Source organism: Methylorubrum pseudosasae, from assembly GCF_029504475.1.
In the GTDB taxonomy this organism is placed as follows: domain Bacteria; phylum Pseudomonadota; class Alphaproteobacteria; order Rhizobiales; family Beijerinckiaceae; genus Methylobacterium; species Methylobacterium extorquens.
In genome coordinates this window covers 2,602,954-2,622,546 of the sequence record NZ_JAQGDU010000002.1, presented here as the reverse complement: position 1 = coordinate 2,622,546, position 19,593 = coordinate 2,602,954, and the positions used below count along the sequence as shown (strand labels likewise).

The 19,593-nt window shown below is 68.6% G+C and carries 20 protein-coding genes and 1 pseudogene; 2 read left to right on the top strand and 19 right to left on the bottom strand.

The annotated features are described in order from the left end of the window. Positions 1-46: 46 nt before the first annotated feature. From ubiB to M2437_RS13155, 6 genes are all read right to left on the bottom strand, one after another. Positions 47-1,609 carry a 2-polyprenylphenol 6-hydroxylase gene (gene ubiB, locus M2437_RS13180; RefSeq protein ID WP_253387654.1) on the bottom strand — a complete coding sequence of 521 codons (1,563 nt, stop codon included), beginning with the start codon at positions 1,607-1,609 and terminating at the stop codon, positions 47-49. A gap of 226 nt (positions 1,610-1,835) precedes the next feature. After that, entirely contained in the window at positions 1,836-2,615 is a 780-nt protein-coding gene (gene ubiE, locus M2437_RS13175; protein ID WP_253387653.1) for a bifunctional demethylmenaquinone methyltransferase/2-methoxy-6-polyprenyl-1,4-benzoquinol methylase UbiE, read from the bottom strand. A 130-nt stretch (positions 2,616-2,745) separates the two neighbouring features. Beyond that, the gene (locus tag M2437_RS13170) at positions 2,746-3,153 is read right to left on the bottom strand and encodes a dihydrofolate reductase (RefSeq protein ID WP_003606487.1); all 408 of its coding nucleotides are present in this window, start codon (positions 3,151-3,153) and stop codon (positions 2,746-2,748) included. Positions 3,154-3,225: 72 nt separating this feature from the next. Continuing rightward, positions 3,226-3,969 carry an SDR family NAD(P)-dependent oxidoreductase gene (locus M2437_RS13165; RefSeq protein ID WP_253387652.1) on the bottom strand — a complete coding sequence of 248 codons (744 nt, stop codon included), beginning with the start codon at positions 3,967-3,969 and terminating at the stop codon, positions 3,226-3,228. A 5-nt stretch (positions 3,970-3,974) separates the two neighbouring features. Then, a complete protein-coding gene (gene purF / locus M2437_RS13160; protein ID WP_004446262.1) occupies positions 3,975-5,450 on the bottom strand; it encodes an amidophosphoribosyltransferase in 1,476 nt (491 codons plus the stop codon). 443 nt (positions 5,451-5,893) lie between these two features. Continuing rightward, positions 5,894-6,487, bottom strand: a complete 594-nt coding sequence (locus tag M2437_RS13155) for a CvpA family protein (protein ID WP_004446265.1) — start codon at positions 6,485-6,487, stop codon at positions 5,894-5,896. A 387-nt stretch (positions 6,488-6,874) separates the two neighbouring features. On the opposite strand from M2437_RS13155, the gene M2437_RS13150 reads away from it, so the two are divergent. Both M2437_RS13150 and M2437_RS13145 read left to right on the top strand, forming a co-directional pair. Continuing rightward, positions 6,875-7,993: an MBL fold metallo-hydrolase gene (locus M2437_RS13150; RefSeq protein WP_253387651.1), complete on the top strand. Its 1,119-nt coding sequence runs from the start codon at positions 6,875-6,877 to the stop codon at positions 7,991-7,993. A gap of 97 nt (positions 7,994-8,090) precedes the next feature. Continuing rightward, positions 8,091-8,705 (top strand): SCO family protein, encoded by a 615-nt coding sequence (locus M2437_RS13145; RefSeq protein WP_253387650.1) that lies wholly within the window; start codon positions 8,091-8,093, stop codon positions 8,703-8,705. A gap of 7 nt (positions 8,706-8,712) precedes the next feature. Here M2437_RS13145 and radA read toward each other — a convergent pair whose 3' ends face one another. From radA to M2437_RS13080, 13 genes and pseudogenes are all read right to left on the bottom strand, one after another. Continuing rightward, on the bottom strand, positions 8,713-10,143 hold the full coding sequence (gene radA, locus M2437_RS13140) for a DNA repair protein RadA (protein WP_015952197.1): 1,431 nt from the start codon (positions 10,141-10,143) through the stop codon (positions 8,713-8,715). A 181-nt stretch (positions 10,144-10,324) separates the two neighbouring features. Further along, positions 10,325-11,446, bottom strand: a complete 1,122-nt coding sequence (gene alr, locus M2437_RS13135; protein ID WP_309247852.1) for an alanine racemase — start codon at positions 11,444-11,446, stop codon at positions 10,325-10,327. Between the two features lie 64 nt (positions 11,447-11,510). Further along, the gene (locus tag M2437_RS13130) at positions 11,511-12,998 is read right to left on the bottom strand and encodes a replicative DNA helicase (RefSeq protein ID WP_004446275.1); all 1,488 of its coding nucleotides are present in this window, start codon (positions 12,996-12,998) and stop codon (positions 11,511-11,513) included. A 320-nt stretch (positions 12,999-13,318) separates the two neighbouring features. Continuing rightward, positions 13,319-13,891 (bottom strand): 50S ribosomal protein L9, encoded by a 573-nt coding sequence (gene rplI / locus M2437_RS13125; protein ID WP_004446280.1) that lies wholly within the window; start codon positions 13,889-13,891, stop codon positions 13,319-13,321. A 37-nt stretch (positions 13,892-13,928) separates the two neighbouring features. Beyond that, on the bottom strand, positions 13,929-14,987 hold the full coding sequence (locus M2437_RS13120) for a DUF2232 domain-containing protein (protein WP_253387648.1): 1,059 nt from the start codon (positions 14,985-14,987) through the stop codon (positions 13,929-13,931). A gap of 135 nt (positions 14,988-15,122) precedes the next feature. Next, positions 15,123-15,377 (bottom strand): 30S ribosomal protein S18, encoded by a 255-nt coding sequence (gene rpsR / locus M2437_RS13115; RefSeq protein WP_004446294.1) that lies wholly within the window; start codon positions 15,375-15,377, stop codon positions 15,123-15,125. A gap of 2 nt (positions 15,378-15,379) precedes the next feature. Then, on the bottom strand, positions 15,380-15,835 hold the full coding sequence (gene rpsF / locus M2437_RS13110) for a 30S ribosomal protein S6 (protein ID WP_012255117.1): 456 nt from the start codon (positions 15,833-15,835) through the stop codon (positions 15,380-15,382). A gap of 288 nt (positions 15,836-16,123) precedes the next feature. After that, a pseudogene (locus M2437_RS13105) lies at positions 16,124-16,597 on the bottom strand (AAC(3)-I family aminoglycoside N-acetyltransferase); the annotation flags it as partial. A gap of 9 nt (positions 16,598-16,606) precedes the next feature. Beyond that, complete coding sequence (locus M2437_RS13100) at positions 16,607-16,981, bottom strand: PH domain-containing protein (RefSeq protein ID WP_004446301.1); 375 nt, start codon at positions 16,979-16,981, stop codon at positions 16,607-16,609. Positions 16,982-17,052: 71 nt separating this feature from the next. Next, positions 17,053-17,382: a hypothetical protein gene (locus M2437_RS13095; RefSeq protein WP_253387647.1), complete on the bottom strand. Its 330-nt coding sequence runs from the start codon at positions 17,380-17,382 to the stop codon at positions 17,053-17,055. A gap of 409 nt (positions 17,383-17,791) precedes the next feature. Continuing rightward, positions 17,792-18,172 carry a DUF6481 family protein gene (locus M2437_RS13090; protein ID WP_004446306.1) on the bottom strand — a complete coding sequence of 127 codons (381 nt, stop codon included), beginning with the start codon at positions 18,170-18,172 and terminating at the stop codon, positions 17,792-17,794. A 229-nt stretch (positions 18,173-18,401) separates the two neighbouring features. Next, a complete protein-coding gene (locus M2437_RS13085; RefSeq protein ID WP_004446308.1) occupies positions 18,402-18,611 on the bottom strand; it encodes a cold-shock protein in 210 nt (69 codons plus the stop codon). A 590-nt stretch (positions 18,612-19,201) separates the two neighbouring features. Beyond that, positions 19,202-19,462 carry a hypothetical protein gene (locus tag M2437_RS13080; RefSeq protein WP_004446310.1) on the bottom strand — a complete coding sequence of 87 codons (261 nt, stop codon included), beginning with the start codon at positions 19,460-19,462 and terminating at the stop codon, positions 19,202-19,204. Positions 19,463-19,593: the final 131 nt, after the last annotated feature.

Sequence of the window (19,593 nt, the reverse complement as noted above, 5' to 3'; positions counted from 1 at the left end):
CAGAACGGGGAATCGTGGGGCGCGCGTCAAGGTGCGAGAAGGCCTCTTACCGAAAGGCGAGCACCAGCGCTCCCACCGCGATCCCCCACAGGGCCAGGGTCGACCAGATCGCCCGTCGCCGTTCCAAGCGGGCGATCCGCTCCATCACCTGGACGTCGCGCGAGCCCTCCTCGTCGAGGCGGATCATGATGCGGCGGATGCGCTGGGCGATGTCGGGGATGTCGGAGACGACCTCGGCGAGCGTCAGCGCCGCGCGGGCGCCGCCCTCGATCCGGCCGACGGGGCCGAGATGGCGGGTGATCCAGGAGCGCACGACCGGTTCGGCGCCGGTCCACATGTCGAGCTGCGGATCGAGCGAGCGGGCGACGCCCTCCACCACCACCATGGTCTTCTGCAGCATCACCAGCTCGGTGCGGGTGCTCATGTCGAACAGGGCGGTCACGTCGAACAAGAGCGTGAGCACCTTGGCCATCGAGATCTCGTCGGCCCGGCGCTGGTGGATCGGCTCGCCGATCGCCCGGATGGCCTGCGCGAAATCATCCACCGAATGGTGGCGCGGCACGTAGCCCGCCTCGAAATGCACCTGGGCGACGCGGCGATAATCGCGGGTGATGAAGCCGAGCAGGATCTCGGCGAGGAAGCGCCGCTCGGCGTGGCCGAGCCGGCCCATGATGCCGAAATCGACCGCGACGAGCCGCCCCTGCGGATCGACGAACAGGTTCCCCGGATGCATGTCGGCGTGGAAGAAGCCGTCGCGGATCGCCTGTCGTAGGAAGGACTGGATCACCGTGCGGCCGAGCGCCTTCGGGTCGTGGCCCGCCGCGACGATGCCGGGGCGGTCGTTGAGGCGCACGCCGTCGATCCACTCGCTCGTCAGCACGTCCCGCGAGGTCAGGGCCCATTCGGGGCGCGGCGTGCGGAAATCCGCGTCGCCCGCGGTGTTCTGTGCGAGTTCCGACATCGCCGCCGCTTCGAGGCGAAGGTCCATCTCCATGGTGACGGAGCGGGCCAGGATCTCGACCACCTCCCGCGGACGCAGCCGCTCGGCATCGGGCAGGAGCGCGTTGACGATGCGGGCCATGAACCGCATCGCCTGGATGTCGCGCGCGAAGCGCTCGCGCACGCCGGGCCGCATCACCTTGACCGCGAGCGTGCGCTGCGTGCCGTCGGCATCGAGCACCGTCGCCTTGTGGACCTGGGCGATGGACGCCGCGGCGACCGGCTCGCTGAAGGCGGTGAACAGCGCCGGGACCGGCTTGCCGAGTTCCTGCTCGACGACGCGCAGCGCCACCCCCTGCGGGAAGGGCGGAACCCGATCCTGAAGTCGCTCCAGATCGCGCGCGGCGGCCATGCCGACGATGTCGGGGCGGGTCGCCAGGAACTGGCCGAACTTGACGTAGGAGGGACCGAGCCGGGTCAGCGCCCGCTCCAGCGGGCTCGCGCCGGGGGCCTCCGCGATGCCGCGCCGCTCCAGCGAGCGGCCGAGCTTGAGCGCGAGCCGCAGATGCGGCGGCAATTGCGCCGCATCGATCAGCGCCAGCCCGCCCTCACGGGCGAGCACGAAGCCGACATGGGCGCCGCGGGCGAGGTAGAAGACGGCGCCGAGCATCATCGAACCCTGACAGGCATTTGCTCGAAGAGGGATCGCACCGGATCACCGACGCTAGAGCATCGTCCCGAAAGGTGGCCTCCGGCTTTCGGAAAAAGACGATGCAGAAACAGGAGCTTAGAGCATCGTCCCGGATCCGATATCCGGGACGATGCTCTAAGCATGCCCTGCGCCGCGGGGCCCGGCCCTGCCGAGGTGCCCGTCAGCGATCGCGATCGGAAAGAAATCAAGAAATCTTCCAGCCGGAATGGATCGCGACGATTCCACCCGAGAGCCGGCGATGGCTGACATGGCTGAAACCCGCCGTCTCGATCATCCGGGCGAAGCTGTCGGGGGAGGGGAACTTGCGGATCGACTCGACGAGGTACTGGTAGGATTCGCGGTCGCCCGCCACCCGCTCGCCGATGCGCGGGATCACGTGGAAGGAGTAGGCGTCGTAGATCTTCTCCAGCACCGGCAGGTCGACCCGCGAAAATTCCAGGCAGAGGAAGCGCCCGCCGGGCTTGAGCACCCGGTGCGCCTCGCGCAGGGCCACGTCGATGCGCGGCACGTTCCTGATGCCGAAGGCGATGGTGTAGCTGTCGAAATGGTTCGACGGCAGGGGCAGCGTCTCGGCATTGCCGGTGACGAAATCGATGCGACCGTCGTACTTATGGCCCGCCCGCTCGGCGCCGACCCGCAGCATCGCCTCGTTGATGTCGAGCACGGTGACGTGGGTCTCGGGACCGCCCGCCTTGAGGGTGCGGAAGGCGATGTCGCCGGTGCCGCCGGCGACATCGAGATGCTGGTAGGGCCGGGTGCGCGACGGGCGCAGCATCGAGATCAGGTGCGATTTCCAGACCCGGTGCAGCCCGCCCGACATCAGGTCGTTCATCAGGTCGTAGCGGCGCGCGACCGAGCGGAACACGTCGTCCACCTTGGCCTGCTTCTCGGAAAGCCGCACGCGCTCGTAGCCGAAATCGGCGGTGGCTTCGCTGTCGCCGGCTCCGATGTCCGTTCCGCTCATCCGATCATACCCTGCGCTCGCCCGTCGCCGCTCACGGCGTCGGCCGAGCCTCCTTAGCGAATGCCGGCTGGAACCGCCATGCGGCAGCGCGGATGCAGGCGGTGCCTGCCGCGTGGGTGAAAAATAGGAATCAGCTCCGCAGCGGCCCGCCGACGAGCCAGGCCGGGTCGAACCAGCGGTCGGCCTCGCCGTCATAGGGGAGGCGGGTGACGTCCCAGTGCTGGATGTATTTCGCGTAGACGTTCCAGACCGCGATGCCGCCGCCGACGAAGATGCGCCGGCCGGGATAGCGCTTCAGCACCGCCTCGGGATCCTCGTGCGAGCGGATCACGTCGATGGTGCGGTCCTTGAACGCGAATTCGGGCACGGAGGCCACGGTCTTGGGGCCGGCGATCAGCACGTGGCCCATGGTGAGGGCGAAGAAGCGCGTCACGTCCTCGACGAAGAGCGGATCGGTGTTGCCCTCCCAGGGAAGGTGCCCGTTGAGGCCGAGCTGGCCCCGCTGGCCGATGGCACAGATGCAGCGGACGTCGATCATGGCGCAAAACCTGGAAAACAAAGAAAGCGGGCTCTGCCCGTAAACCCGCCGGGGCCTTGGCCCCGGACCCCGTTACTGGGGGGCGGAGAAGGCGAGAACCCGGTCGCTGGGGAAATCGTAGAGTTTGCCCGTCTCGTTCCATGCGGGGGAGGCGAGGCGCACGAAATGGGGTGCCAGCTCCTCCGGGGTCTTCAGCGTCGCCGGGTCCTCGCCCGGCATCGCTGCGGCGCGCATGCTCGTGCGCAGCGGGCCGGGGTTGAGCAGCATGGCGCGCACCCGCGTGCTCTCGTTCTCGGCGGCGTAGGTGCGCACCATCGCCTCCAGCGCCGCCTTCGAGACGGAATAGGGCCCCCAATAGGCCCGGCATTTCGCGGCCGCGCCCGAGGAGACGAAGATCGCGCGCCCCCCATCCGAGCGCTGCAGCAGCGGATCGAACGAGCGGATCAGGCGCCAGTTGGCGGTGACGTTGATCGCCATCACCTGATTCCAGACCTTCGGCGTGACGTGGCTGACCGGCATCAGGTTGCCGAGGATGCCGGCATTGCCGACCACGATGTCGAGCCGGCCCCAGCGCTCGTTGAGCGCCGCGCCCAGGCGGTCGATGGCGTCGTAATCGGTGAGATCGAGGGGCACGAGCGTCGCGTGGCCGCCGGCGGAGCGGATCGCGTCGTCGAGTTCCTCCAGGCCGCCCTGCGTGCGGGCGACCGCGACGACGTGGGCGCCGGCGCTCGCCAGCGCCAGCGCGGCGGCGCGGCCGATGCCGCGGGAGGCGCCGGTGACGACGGCCACCCGACCGTCGAGGATCTTGTCGGCCATCGACTTTAGTCCGCCTCGGCCAGCATGGCGAAGCGCTTGGGCCCGGCGATCGCCAGATCGGTCAGGCCGGTCGGGTAGTCGCCGGTGAAGCAATGGTCGGTGTATTGCGGGCAGTCGGCGTTGCGCGCCTCCTCCCCCATCGCCCGGTAGAGGCCGGGGATCGACAGGAAGGCCAGGGAATCGGCGCCGATATATTGGCGCATCCCCTCGAGGTCGTGGGTGGCGGCCAAGAGCTTCTCGCGCTCGGGCGTGTCGATGCCGTAGAAGTCAGGGTACGTGATCGGCGGCGAGGCGATGCGGAAATGCACCTCGCGGGCGCCGGCATCGCGCATCATCCGCACGATCTTCACCGAGGTGGTGCCGCGCACGAGGCTGTCGTCGACGAGCACGATGCGCTTGCCCTCGACCGCGGCGCGGTTGGCCGAGTGCTTCATCCGCACCCCGAGTTCGCGCACGGTCTGGGTCGGCTGGATGAAGGTGCGCCCGACATAGTGGTTGCGGATGATGCCCATCTCGAAGGGCAGGCCCGCTTCCTGCGCGAAGCCGAGCGCCGCCGGCACGCCGGAATCCGGCACCGGGATCACCACGTCGGCCTCGGGGGCCGCCTCGCGGGCGAGTTCCTGGCCGATGGCCTTGCGCACCCCGTAGACGCTCTTGCCGTTCACCACCGAGTCGGGGCGGGCGAAGTAGATGTACTCGAAGATGCAGGGGCGCATCGGCTGCTTTTCGGCAAAGCGGATCGACTCGACGCCCTCTTCCGAGATCACCACCACTTCGCCGTTCTCGACATCGCGGATGAAGCGCGCGCCGATGATGTCGAGCGCGCAGGATTCGGAGGCGAGGATGTAGCGGCCGTCGAGTTCGCCGAGCACCAGCGGGCGGATGCCGAGCGGGTCGCGGGCGCCGATGAGCTTCTTGTTGGTCAGCGCGACGATGGCGTAGGCGCCCTGGATCTGCTGCAGCGCGTCGATGAAGCGCTCGACGATGCGCGGTTTGCGCGAGCGGGCGGCGAGATGGAGGATCACCTCGGTGTCCGAGGTCGATTGCGTGATGGCGCCGTCGCGCACGAGGTCGCGGCGGATCGACAGCGCGTTGGTGAGGTTGCCGTTATGCGCCACCGCCAGCCCGCCGCCCGCGAGTTCGGCGAAGAGCGGCTGGACGTTGCGAAGAATAGTGCCGCCGGTGGTCGAGTAGCGCACGTGTCCGATGGCCGAGCGGCCGGCCAGCCGCTCGATCGTGGCGCGGTCGGAGAAAGAATCCCCGACGAGGCCCTGGCGGCGCTCCGAGTGGAACACGCCGTCGTCGTAGGAGACGATGCCGGCCGCCTCCTGGCCGCGATGCTGCAAGGCGTGCAGGCCGAGCGCCGTGATGGCCGAGGCGTCGTCGTGCCCGTAGATGCCGAAGACGCCGCATTCCTCGCGAAGCGTATCCCCGTCGATGTCCAGGTTGCGGACATCGGCGCTCGCGCTGACAACAGACATGTCGATCTCGAATCCTGGAGGCGCGCGGGTCTCGCGGGCCTCGCATCCGGCACGGCGGGAAACGGCCGGAGACGCGCGCCGCCCGCGACCTCGGCCGCGAGGGGTTACGCCAGGACCGTCGTGAAACCGTTACCTAGGCGCGGATCGCGTCGCAACCAAGACCGATTCCAACATATCGCGCGCAATGCGGCTGCATTGCTGGCGCAGGGCAATCGCTTGCAAGCGATCGCCCTGGTTTTTTTGCTGGCCTCAGTCGCCGGCGCCCGTCTCCGCGGACTGCATCGCTTCCTTGGGCTTTCGCTCCGCTCGACGCTTTCCGGGGTTACACCCCGAAAAGCCCGCTACGCGCGGCGCTCTTCGCGCCGCGAAGCCGCTCAAGCGGCTTCGGAAACGGCCCGGATTGCAGGTGCAACGCAGATTTCGGATTTGAGGCGCGGTTCTCCTCAGCGCTTCGGCTCGGGCCCGGCCTCGCTGCGGCGCTGGGCGGGGAGATCGGTCTCCGGCGGCGGCTCCTCCGGCCCGTCGCCCTTCGGCTTACGGAACTGCTTGAGGAAGCCCTCGGGATTGTCGGGTAACTGCGCCACCAGCGCCTCGCCCGAGCTTTCGAGCAGCGACCGGCTCTTGGCTTGCGCCGCCCAGTCCGGAACCTTGCCTTGAACGAGCCAGGCCAGGAACACCCAGCCGATCACGCAGATCAGGAAGCCGCGGCCCGCCCCGAACAGGAAGCCGAGCGAGCGATCGACGGCGCCGATGCGCGAATCGAGCACGAGGTCGGAGATCTTCACCGTCACCAGCGAGACCACAATCAGGGTTGCGAGGAAGATCGTGGCGATGGAGGCGACCAGCGCCACCGTATCGCTGGAGATGTGCTGCTTGACGGTGGGCAGGAGCAGCGGGTGGAGCGACCACGCCACCGCGGCGGCGGCCACCCAGGCAATGATCGCGAGCACCTCGCGGGTCACGCCGCGCACGGCGGCGAGCAGCGCCGAGACGAGCACGATGCCGAGCACCACGAGGTCGAGGACGGAAAACGGCATCGCAGGATATGGTTCGCTGGGGCGGAACGAGGCAGCCTTGCCCGGACGACGACGGCTCCCCCGGGCCGCGCATCCGCTGTGGTCCTTAACCATATACCCCGGCGAACCTCGGCCGTCACCTTCGCGCCGGCGCTCCGTGCGAGCGTCGCCGAGCCGCATGCGCAGCCTTCCGCATTCCCGCGGCGGCAGGGCGCGGGGGTTCCTCCCGGTATCGGACGTCCCGGCCGAAGATCCGATCCGCCAAGGAAGGTGGCTTGGTGAGAGCGAAATCCCTCGCCGCGACGGTGGCGCGCGAAAGATGTTTTGTGATTGTTCCGAAAGAGGAAAACATCTTCCAAGCAATCTTGGCTATAATAGAAGTATTCAAGATCCGGACGGGGTGAGTTTATGGCCGGTACGATCGACAGGCGTGGCTTCCTGCGGGGCTCCGCACTCTTCGCGGCCGGTGCTGCCGCCGGGTTCTCCTGTATCGAGATCGCGAATGCCGCGCCGATCGCGGTGCCGACGGTCGATAAGCTGTCCCTGCGCGTCCTGATCGATTCGGCCCACGACCAGTTCCTGAAGCCCGCGACCGTGCAGGGCGTGCTGCATCAGCCGCCGGGCAACGGGCGCGGGGCCGATTACCGCAAGGTGCTGCACAATCAGTGGGGCCTGTCGCTCTTTGCCGAATCCTGGCGGGCGGAGGAGGCGAGCACGATCCTGCTCGATTTCGGCTACAGCCCCGAGGCCCTGCTCAACAATATCGAGATCCTGAAGGTCGATCCCACCAAGATCGATGCGCTGATCGTCAGCCATGGCCACCACGACCATTACGGCGGCCTGACCGGGTTCCTCGGCAAGTACAGGAGCGCGCTGGCGCCCGACCTGAAGCTCTATGCCGGCGGCGAGGACAATTTCTGCCACCGCCACAGCCCGAGCGGCGTCCCCGGCCAGTTCACCGATTTCGGCCAGCTCGACCGGCGCGAACTGACGGCGCAGAAAATCTCGACCGTGCTCTGCGAGACGCCCACCGTGGTCGCCGGCCACGCCTTCACCACGGGGCAGATCAAGCGCGCCTCCATCGAGCGCATCCTGCCCAACACCTTCGTCGAGCGCGGCATCACCGACGGGCTGGGCTGCGATGCCACCCACTATTCGCCCGCCGAACTCCAGGGAAAGATCATCCCCGACGAGCACGTCCACGAGCACGCCACCTGCTTCAACGTGAAGGGCAAGGGCCTCGTGGTGATCTCGTCCTGCGGCCATGTCGGCATCGTCAACTCCGTGCGTCAGGCGCAGGAGGTCTCCGGCATCGAACGCGTCCACGCCATCGTCGGCGGCTTCCATCTCGGACCGGCGCCGAAGGAGTACCTGACCCAGGTCGTGGCCGAGATCAAAAAACTTCAGCCCGACGTCGTCGTGCCGATGCATTGCAGCGGCCTGAACTTCGCCCTCGAGGCGCAGGCGCAGATGCCGGAGAACGTCATCGTCCCGACCACCGGCAGCCGGCTCGTCTTCAGTGCGTAGACCCTCGTCCCGGATCTCGGATCCAGGCCGATGCTCTCGCCTTTTGTGCTGGCATCGTCTTTTTCCGAAAGCCGGCGGCCACCTTTCGGGACGATGCGTGAGCCGGACATTCGCCGCCGGTCTGCTCTGCGCGCTCGCCGCCGTCCCCGCCTGCGGCGAGACCCCGCCGCGCCGCTCGGCCGCCGAGCTGATGGACGTGCTGATGTGGAACCGCGAGCCGGTCGGCGGCCCGTTCGCGCTGATCGATCAGGCGGGACGGCCCCGGACGGAGGCCGATTTTCGCGGCCGTCTCCTCCTCGTCACTTTCGGCTTCACTGCCTGCCCGGATGTCTGCCCCACAGACCTGATGGAGATCGGCCGGGCCCTCACGCTGCTGGGCGAGGCCGGTGACGCCGTCCAGCCGCTCTTCATCACGCTCGACCCCGAGCACGACACCGCCGCGCTGCTGGCGGAGTACCTGCCGAACTTCCATCCGCGTCTGGTCGGCTTGACCGGCAGCGAGGCGGCGGTTCGCCGGGCCGCCGACGCCTACAAGGTCTATTACGAGACGAGCCCACGCCCCGGGGGCGGCCGGGCCGTCGAACATTCCGCCTTCACCTACCTGATGGATCGCTCGGGCGCCTATCTCGGCTTCTTTCCGCCCGGCACTTCGGCCGAGCGGATGCTGACGATCCTGCGGCCGCATCTCGCCGCACGGCCCGCGCCCGAGTAGGGCCGCGCTACATCTCCTCCTCGAACCGCACCGCCCGCGGGCGGCCCCCGCCCTTCCGCGGTGCGCCCGAGGCGATGCCGGCGACGAGGTCGGCGATGTGGCGCAGCGCATCCGTCGGCAGCGCCCGGTCTCCGGCCTCGCCGCGCCCTTGCGGGGTGATCGCCTTGCCAAAGCCGAGCTTCAACGCCTCCTTCAGCCGGGCCGGCGCCTGCGAGACCGGCCGCACCGCCCCCGACAGGCCGAGTTCGCCGAAATAGACCGAGTCGGAGGGAAGCGCCGCGCCCGAGAGCGACGAGACGAGGGCGGCGGCGACCGCGAGATCCGCGGCGGGCTCGGTGATGCGCAGGCCCCCGGCGACGTTGAGGTAGACGTCGTGGCCGCCGAGCCGGATGCCGCCATGGGCCTCCAGCACGGCGAGCACCATCGACAGGCGGTTGGGGTCCCAGCCGACCACTGCGCGGCGCGGCATGCCGAGCGAGGAGGGGGCGACGAGCGCCTGGATCTCGACCAGCAGCGGGCGCGTGCCCTCCATCCCGGCAAAGACGGCGGTGCCCGGCGCGGCGTGGTCGCGCCCGGCCAGGAACAGGGCGGAGGGGTTCGGGACTTCGGACAGGCCGGCATCGGTCATCTCGAACACACCGATCTCGTCGGTCGGCCCGAACCGGTTTTTGACCGCCCGCAGGATGCGGAAATGGTGGCCCTGGTCGCCCTCGAACGAGGCGACCGCATCGACCATGTGCTCGACCACGCGGGGGCCCGCGATCTGCCCGTCCTTGGTGACGTGGCCGACGAGGATGACGGCCGTGCCCGTGGTCTTGGCAAAACGGATCAGCGCCTGGGCCGATGAGCGCACCTGCGTGACGGTGCCCGGCGCCGATTCCACCGTCTCGGTCCACATGGTCTGGATCGAGTCGATGATGACGAGAGCGGGGGGGTGGCCCTGCGACAGCGTCTCGACGATGTCCTCGACATTCGTTTGCGCCGCCAGCTCCACCGGATACTTGGCCAGCCCGAGGCGCTCGGCGCGCAGGCGCACCTGCCCCACCGCCTCCTCGCCGGAGATGTAGGCGACGCGCTCGCCACTCTTGGCCATGGCGGCGGAGGCCTGCATCAGCAGGGTCGACTTGCCGATGCCGGGATCGCCGCCGAGCAGGATCACCGAGCCGCGCACGAAGCCGCCGCCGGTGACCCGGTCGAGCTCGTTGATGCCCGAGGGCGTACGCGGCGCCTCCTTGGCCTCGCCGGTCAGGCCTTCGAGCGGGAAGACGCGGCCCCGCGCCCGCGAGGGCCGGGTCGCGGCCGGGCCCGATTGCGGCCCGGCGGAGGCGACCTCCTCCTGGATCGTGTTCCAGCCGTTGCAGGCCTCGCAGCGCCCGCGCCAGCGGTTGTAGACCGCCCCGCAGGACTGGCAGACGAAGGTCTGTTGGATTTTTGCCATGGGGAGACGGCTCAGGGCAGGGATCTGTCGAACCTCTCCCACCCAGGCCCCTCATCCTGAGGTGCTGCGAAGCCGCCTCGAAGGAGGGCTCCAGCCGGCCACGCGATCCCTGGAGCCCTCCTTCGAGGGCGCCGTTTCGCGCCGCCGCCTCAGGATGAGGGGAATGGGTGGGAAAGATCGGTCACTCTACATAGTCGCGAACATAACGGGAACCCAGGCTCGTCAGGATCTCGTAGCCGATGGTGCCGGCGGCTTGCCCCACCGTGTCGATGTCGAGGCTGTCGCCGATCAGCGTGGCGGTGCCGCCGCGCCGGGCCTGGGTTGCGTCGGTGACGTCGAGGATGATGAGGTCCATCGAGATCAGGCCGACGATCGGGCAGGGCACGCCGCCGACCAGCGCGTGGCCGCTGTTGCTGGCGGAGCGGGGATAGCCGTCGGCGTAGCCGAGCGAGAGCGTGGCCAGCCGGCGCGGGGCCGGGGCCTGCCAGCGGGCGTTGTAGCCGCAGGTCGCGCCGGCCTCGACGTCACGGACCTGCAGGATCGTCGCCTCCAGCCGCACCACCGGCCGCATCGGATTGGGTTGGCCCGGATCCGGATTGCCGCCGAAGAGCGCATAGCCCGGCCGCAGCAGGTCGTGGCGGGCGTCGTTCGCGAGACAGGTGCCCGAGGAATTGGCAAGCGAGGCGCGCATCTGCGGAAAGGCCGCCCGCACACGGGCGAAATCGGCGGCTTGGCGCGCGTTGAGCGGATCGTCGGGCAATTCCGCGCTGACGAGATGGCTTATCACGAGGTCGATGCCGGCGCGCGCGATCACCGGATCGCCGGCCAGCGCCAGGGCCTCCGCGACGGAGAGGCCGAGCCGGTTCATGCCGGTATCGACGTGGAGCGCGGCCGGTCCCGCGCCTTGCGTGGCCTCGGCCCACTCGGCGAGTTCCTGGGCGTCCCCCAGGACCGGGCGCAGGCGGTGGGCGCGAAACGCCTCCGCGTGGCCGGGCGGCAGACCGTTGAGCACGTAGAGCGCCGCCTCCGGCAGGATCTTCCGTGCGGCGATGCCCTCGGAGAGGTGCGCCACGAAGAACGTCCGGCAGCCCGCCCGCCATAGGGCCGGGGCGACCGCCGCGAGGCCGCAGCCATAGGCGTCCGCCTTCACCACGGCGCCGCACTCGGCCTGCGGCGCGCACGCGCCGAGCGCCCGCCAGTTCGCCACCACGGCCGAGAGATCGACCGTCAGACGAGCGCCGTGGCCGCTGCGGAATGGATCGCCCGTGGTCGGGTTTTCCGGGAAGGATTCTACGGGCGCTATGACAGACTCCTGCGGGGAAAGCCCCGGCGGAGACGGGACCGGACCGTCGATCCGGCCACCGATATCACATCTGCTCGGGCATCCGGTCGCTTTGCGCCAGGTTCGAGAACCGGGTGATGTTGGCGTCGAACTGCAGCTCCACCGTGCCGGTCGGGCCGTGGCGCTGCTTGCCGAGGATGACCTCGGCCTTGCCGTGGACGCGCTGCATCTCTGCCTCCCAGGCGAAGAACTCCTCCGTGCCCTCGCGCGGCTTCTTGTTGCCGACGTAGTATTCCTCGCGGAACACGAACATCACCACGTCGGCGTCCTGCTCGATCGAGCCGGATTCGCGCAGGTCCGAGAGCTGGGGCCGCTTGTCGTCGCGGTTCTCGACCTGACGCGAGAGCTGGGACAGGCCGATGATCGGCACCGCCAGCTCCTTGGCCAAAGCCTTCATGCCGGTGGTGATCTCGGTCATCTCCTGCACGCGGTTGTCGCTCTTCTTGCCGGAGCCTGACAGAAGCTGAAGGTAGTCGATGATGAGCAGGTCGAGGCCCTTCTGGCGCTTGAGGCGGCGGGCGCGGGCGGCGAGCTGGGCGATCGAGATGCCGCCGGTCTGGTCGATGTAGAACGGGATCGTCTGCATGTCCCGGGCGGCGTCTGTGATCTTGTAGAAGTCCTCCGGGCGGATGTCGCCGCGGCGGATCTTGTAGGAGGGCACGCCGGACTGCTCGGCGATGATACGGGTCGCCAATTGCTCGGCCGACATTTCGAGGGAGAAGAAGCCGACGATGCCGCCGTTGACGGTCTGCATGGTGCCGTCGGGCTGCTTCTCGCCGCGATAGGCCTTGGCGATGTTGAAGGCGATGTTGGTCACGAGCGAGGTCTTGCCCATGGCCGGGCGCCCCGCGAGGATGATGAGGTCCGAGGGCTGCAGGCCGCCCATCTTGGCGTCGAGGTCGGTGAGCCCCGTGGAGATGCCCGAGAGCTTGCCGTCGCGCTGGTAGGCTTTCGCCGCCATGTCGATGGCCGCGGTCAGCGCGTCGGAGAATTTCTGGAAGCCGCCGTCGTACTTGCCGGATTCGGCGAGTTCGTAGAGCCGGCGCTCGGTCGCCTCGATCTGGTCGCGCGGCCGGGACTCGACGGGCGCCTCGAAGGCGCCGTTGACCAGATCCTCGCCGATGGTGATGAGCCGGCGGCGGATCGCCAGATCGTAGATGGTGCGGCCGTACTCGCCCGCGTTGATAACGGTGGTCGCCTCGGCCGCGAGACGGGCGAGGTACTGCATCGGCGTGACGCCGCCGAGGTCGATGTCGCCGAGATAGGTCTTCAGCGTGATCGGCGTGGCGAGCTTGCCCGCCTTGATCAGCGAGACCGACACCTCGAAGATCTGGCGGTGCACCGCCTCCATGAAGTGCTCGGGCAGCAGGAAGTCCGAGACGCGGTAATAGGCGTCGTTGTTGACCATGATCGCGCCGAGCAGGGCCTGCTCCGCGTCGATGTTGTGCGGCGGCACCCGGTATTCGGGCTGCACCGTCTCGAGATTGGCCGTGAGGGCGTTGGGCAGGGCCATGGCGCTTGTCCGTCGCTCCGATGCGGGCGGCTTGGCCGCCCCGTTTCATGCCCGCCGGACCTTGCCTCGGGATGGTGAAGCCTTCCTTAGCCGACCCGGCTGGGAACGGCTGCAACACGCACGCCACGGGCCCCGAAACGCGAGACGCCCGCGGCTCCCGGGTCACGGGAATCGCGGGCGTCATGCTGGAACGGATTGAGAACAAGTCAACGCCGGAGGCCGGCGCATCCCCGTTCTCCACCGCTTATGCGGCTATTGGGGGTTTCGAGAGGGCGAGCCCTTTCGCAGGTCCAGGGCGGAGCCCTGGAGAAAACCCGGACTTAGCCGCGGTCGTCGGCGCCCTCGCCGGCATCGGCCAGGGCCTGGCCGACTTCGAGGCCGAGGTCGTCGAGGTTGAACTGCTCGCGCTCGGTCACCGACTCGCCGCGGGCCTGACGCTCGGCCTCTTCCGGCGAACGGGCGATGTTGACGGTCACCTTGACCTCGACCTCGGGGTGCAGGGTCACCGGCACGGTGTGCAGGCCCAGCGTCTTGATCGGCTGGTTGAGCACGAACTGGCCGCGCTCGACGCTGAAGCCCTCCTTGGTGACGACTTCGGCGAGGTCGCGGGTGGAGACCGAGCCGTAGAGCACGCCGGTCTCGCCGGACTGGCGGATCAGCACGAAGCTCTGGCCGTCGAGCTTCTCGGCCACCGTCTGGGCCTCGTTGCGGCGCTCGAGGTTGCGGGCTTCGAGCTGGGCGCGCTGGGCCTCGAAATGCTTCTTGTTGTTCTCGGTGGCGCGCAGGGCCTTGCCGCGGGCGAGCAGGAAGTTGCGGGCGTAGCCGGGACGCACGTTCACGGTCTCGCCCATCTGGCCGAGCTTGGCGACGCGTTCGAGCAGGATGACTTCCATGGGGCTTCTCCTTGAGGTTGCTTGGAAGCGGGTGGGATCAGGCGTCGCCGCGAGCTTTCGGGCGGCGCCGGTCGAGGGCGGTATCGGCAATGCCGAACAGGATCAGGGCGAGCATGGCCACACCCTGGGTGAGGAACAGCAGCACATAGAGGCCGGCGAGCAGGGCGAAGCGCCCCGGCCGGCCGCGGCTGCGGTCGTGGAAGGCGGCCAGCCCCTGGAGCGCGAAGGCCGCGCTGAAGGCGCCGATCAGGGCGATGCCGAGCGCGCCGGGATAGCCGGGCACCATCGCCAGGGTCAGGGCGGCGGCGAAGACCAGCAGCGTGGAGCGCGGCATCATCGTGGAGGGCAGGTCGGGCCAGGGCCGGGGCAGGCGCCCCGAGATCTGCACGATGCGGGCGGCGGCCCAGAGGTAGAAGGTGAACAGGATCGTGAGACCCTGGGCGGCGATCGCAGGCGCGACGGTCGCCAGCGCGTCGGCGACTTCGCTGGCGAGGTCGTCGGACTTTTGCGGCTCGCCGGTCTGAGCATCTCCCGGCGGCTGCGACATAGCCCCGTCGGCGTTCGTCTCGGCGGGCTTCTCGGCGCTGCCGGGGGCTTCGCTCGCTGTCCCGCTCTGCGGCGGGGCGGGAATCCGGCCGCGCTGCACCTGAACCTGCACGATCCGGCGGCTCATCGTGGTGAGCTGCGCGCGGAAGGTGTCGTAGTCGGGCGAGGCGATGACGGCGATGGCGATGAAGGCGAGCGCCGCGGTGCCCGCGACCCAGGCGAGCAGGCGCCCCGTGGGATACCACTCGATCGTGCCGTCCGCGTTCGGCCGGCCGAGCAGGGCGAGATAGGCGAGCCACCAGGCGGGGATGGCGAGGTAGGCCGCAAACGCGAGGCCGAGATAGGGCGAGATGAAGAGCGCGAGCGCCAACCCGCCCGAGACGACGGCGGCGAGCGCCGCACGGTGGCTCCAGCCCAGGCCAACGATGAGGATCGGCAGCGGGGCGAGCAGGTAGAGCAGGATCGAGAGCGTCGTGGCCTTGAGCAGCACGCCGAACAGCAGCGCCGCCACGAGGCCGGCACCGGCGCCGACAGGTATGTCCTTGGTCATGAAATCCGCTGTCCCGCTGTCCCGTCATGGGCAGGGTTAGGGGCTGAAGACGTCGCCCCAACGATCGGGCGGCCCCTTTGCGGGGAGCCGCCCTCGCGATTGATGACCGGCCCCCGCAAGGGCCGGCGGAAGGTCCTACTTGATGACGTAGGGCAGCAGGCCGAGGAAGCGCGAGCGCTTGATCGCCTGGGCGAGCTCGCGCTGCTTCTTGGCCGAGACGGCCGTGATGCGCGAGGGAACGATCTTGCCGCGCTCCGAGACGTAGCGGGAGAGCAGCTTCACGTCCTTGTAGTCGATCTTGGGAGCGTTCTCGCCCGAGAACGGGCAGCTCTTGCGACGACGGAAGAACGGACGACGGCCACCGCCGCCACCACCAGCACCGAATGCCATGATTAGTTCTCCCCGCCGAAGTTGCGCTCGGGACGATCGCCGCGGTCGCCGCGATCACCACGGTCGCCGCCACCGAAGTCGTCGTCGCGGCGGCGCGGACGGTCACCGCGGTCGCGGTCCTTCCGGTCGTCGCGGTCGCGCTTCTGCATCATCGCGGAAGGCTCGGCCTCCAGCTGCTCGACGCGAACGGTCATGAAGCGTAGCACGTCCTCGGAGATCTGCATCTGGCGCTCCATCTCGGCCACGGCGGCCGGGGGGGCGGAGATGTTGAGGAGCGTGAAATGCGCCTTGCGGTTCTTCTTGATACGGTAAGCGAGGGACTTGACGCCCCAGGACTCGATCTTCTCGATCGTGCCGCCGCCCGTCTCGATGACGCCCTTGTAGGTCTCGACCATGGTCTCGACCTGCTGGGCCGTCACGTCCTGGCGCGCCAGGAAGACGTGCTCGTAGAGAGGCATTCTTGGGCCTTTCCTTGCCATAAGGAAGCCCGCCCGCGCGTCGCGGGTGTGTCGGGCCGGTTCGTCTCGCATTCTCTCGGCGCCAAGCCCTTCGAGCCGTGATGATGGCCCGAGCGGTTGATCGAAGGCGGAGACACCGGACGACGGGTTCTGTGAAAAACCCTGTGCCGAGAGAGGTTGTCTCTTGCGGCACCGTCCGTTCAGCCCCCGGCCCGGAGCGAACGCGAAGGCCGGGCCTTTAGAGGGATTCGCTCCCGATGGCAAGGGCAGGGCCCCGACAGGCAGGTCGAAATGCAGGACTTCCTCGCGGGTGCCGAGCCGCTCGTAGAGCGCGAGCGCCGGGCCGTCGCCGGGATCGCCCTGGACGAAGATGACCCAGGCGCCTCGGCCCGCGGCATGGGCCTGCAGCTGCCGGATCAGCGCCGTGGCGATGCCGCGGCGGCGGTGCTCGGCCTCGACGGCGAGATCGTAGAGGTAGATCTCGCGCCGTGCCCGCTCGAACTTGTCGAGCTCGTAGGCGACGAGGCCACCCAGAACGGTGCCGTCACGTTCCGCCACCAGCACCGCGACATGCGCCTTCGCCAGCAGGTCCCCGAGGTAGGCATCGTCCGGCGGGGCGGCGCCGTAGGTGTCGGGCTCGGCGAAGGCGCGTCCGAACAGGGCGTTGAGGGCGCGCATCGACGGGATGTCGCCGGGGCCGAGGCGCCGGACCGTGAAACCCGGCTCGGGCCCACCCTTCGAAGACTCATCCCTCGAAGTCATGGCGGAGGTCTATTTCAAGGAGCCGGCGATGGCCTGCTGAATCCCCAAGATGTCGGCGCCGCGCTTGAGCGTGCGCTGGATCGGGTCGGGCCGCCCCGAGACCCAGATTTTCAGCTCCGAATCCATGTCGAAGCTGCCCGCGGTCTCGACCGAGAACGAGGTGATCGCCCGGTAGGGCACGGTCAGGTACTCGACCTTGCGGCCAGTCATGCCCTGGCGATCGACCAGGATCAGGCGGCGGTCGGTGAAGATCATCAGGTCGCGGATCACCTTGAAGGCGACGCGCACGCTCTCGCCCGGTGCCAGCACTCCGGCGAGCTGCCGGTCCACCTCGTCCGCGGAGAGGTCGCTGCCATGCCCGAGCAGCCCGTCGAGTAAGCCCATCACGCGTCTCCTGCTTTTTCTCCGGCAGGATGTGGGGACGGCCCCGCTCGCGCGCGAGGGCGGTTCTGCGCTCAGCGGTGGCGGCGCTTGCGCGGCTTCTGCCCCTTGCGCGGACGGGCCTTAAGCGAATGGACCTTGCGCTGGGTCCGGTCCATGCAGCTCGCCCAGATGCGGCGGCCGATCTCACGCAGGCCGAGATTGAGCGGGTCCGGGGCGGAGAAGACCTGCGCCCGCGCCTCGCTGCGGCAGAACGCGTCCTCCGCGCTGCGGATCGGCGGCTCGCTCTGTGCGGCGGCGGGAGACGGCCCGAGGCCGGTTCCGAGAAGCGTGGCGAGAAGCAAACCGGCCGCGGTCAGACCGCGCCGGGCCGGCGGACCGAAGTGGTTGCCCAGGATACGCAATGCTCGGCCCTCCCTGTTCGGCCCCGGCGCTCGCCGCCTGCAGCGCGCATCCGCGGCAATCGAAGCATCTCTCACAAAACGCCCGCCGCGCTGATCATCGCCGGGGCGAGAACGACCTGTGACCGGGCGATTTTGTGAGGCACTCTAACGTCGTCGGAGACGGGCTTGCCAAGCGTTGCCGGTCGATCGCAGCCATCAACTGCGTAATCTGCCCACAGGGAATGCTGCCGCTCGTCCGGCCGGGGGCCATTGAGCGGTCTCGCACCGCATCATGACGAGACGGAGGGGCAAAAGAAAACGCGCCGGGCTCGAAGCGTCCGGCGCGTGTGGTCGTGTCGTAAAACAGCCGATCGGTTGGGCGGACCGGCTTTGCGGCGCTCCCGGAGAGCCGGGAGCGTCCGCGGGAGGCTCAGCGACGAATCTTGACGTTGGCCTTGCGGGCGGCATAGCGCGCGTCGCGGGCCGCCTTCTTCTCCGCGGCTTCGGCAGCCTTGCGCTCGGCCAGTGCGGCGGCCTCGGCAGCCTCGCGGGCGAGCTGAGCGGCGAGCTCGGCTTCCTCGCGCAGGCGCTTCTCCTCCGCCGCCTTCCGCTCGGTCTCGATGCGGATCCGCTCGCGCTCGCGGGCGCGCTCGTCGCGGGCGCGGGCAACCTCGGCACGAGCCTGGGCCTTCGCACGCATCTCCGGATCGTCAAGCGGTGTCCGGGCCTTGAACTTCTCGAGCAATGCCGCCTTGGCGGCTTGGGAGCTCTGGCGGCGGTCTTCGAAATTCCTGAAGTCGAATGCGCTCATATGACCTTTCTCATGCATTGACACGGCCGGATGCCGGATCAGTCACAGTCCGGGCAGCCTGGACTCGGATCGAGCCTTTTATAGAACCGGCGCAGTCGATGCACGAGTGCGCCGCAACACGCAACAGATGTCGCCCCCGTTCGGGGCGGCTCCGGTGACATTTTTGGACCTGTTGCGGGATGGAATCAGGTTTTAGGGCAGGGCCCTCAAGCGTCCAGCGTATCCAGCCTCAACTGGCCTGCAGGTTGACCGCGGCCGGCTTGCCACTGCGGCGGTCGTTCTCGACGTCGAAGCTGACCTTCTGCCCCTCGACGAGGCCGCGCAGGCCCGCCTGCTGGACGGCGGAGATATGCACGAACACGTCCTTGCCCCCCGTATCGGGCTGGATGAACCCGTAGCCCTTGACCTCATCGAACCATTTCACGGTACCAGTCTGCATCCGGGTTCCTCCTCCGCTCGCCGCGGCACCCCGTATGAAATGCGTCCCGTCCTCGGCCGAAAAGGCCGTCCCGTTCGTCGAAGCGAGCGAGGAAACAAGCCGGCGCCGCGTCCCTTCCGGGGGCATCGAAGGTCTTGCCAAAGGCAGCCACCGATCGACGGTGCATGGTTAGATTCGATGCGGTAACCGTGCAAGCGGCGCAAAGGTTTCCGCCAAGCACTGCTCTTCGCGCAAAGCGGAAATTCGAGGAAGAAACTTGGCCATTTGGAGCAACTACGCTGGTCTCATGTCGGATGTAGCCGGTTTGGCTCGGCGTAACATTGTTGTGACAACAACATTTGTTGGGGGATTGCCGTAAACGATCGCCGCTGCTGATTCGGGCCGTCGAACCGTACGGCGATCGATGGCGCATCCCGAAGACGCACGGCCGGCATGACGTGATGTCGAGGACTCGAGGAGACGATGGACGGTGTTCTCCGGCCACGAAAAAGGGGCCGGTCACCCGGCCCCGTTCCGCCTCATCATCGCAACCCCACCCTGACCGCGGTCGATCGCGGCAGGGCCCCTGAAGCTGAGGGGCTCGCCCCTGATCAGTAATCGTAGCCGCGACGGTCGTAACCGCGGCGCTCGTACCGGTCGCGATCCCGGAAGCGCTGCTCGCGATAATAATCGCCCCGGTCGCGCCTGCGCATCTCGCGGCTGTCGTCGCGATCGCGCTGCCCCCGGGACCGGAGGTCGAACCCCGGCCGGCCGTCCGGACCAATGGTGATCGATTGCGCGGAAGCCGGCACCGCGGCGATCATGGTCGCCGCGACGAGTGTGCCGGCGAGCAGGGTCGTCAAGGTCTTCATGGGAGATCCCTCCTTTGTTGGTTGGGACGACAATGCATCGTCCCCGAAGCGGTTCCAGTATCGTGCCATCAGCGGGCCCACCGCATCTGGACTGTCCGGATGAGGAGAAGGCGAACGTCGCCGAACATCAA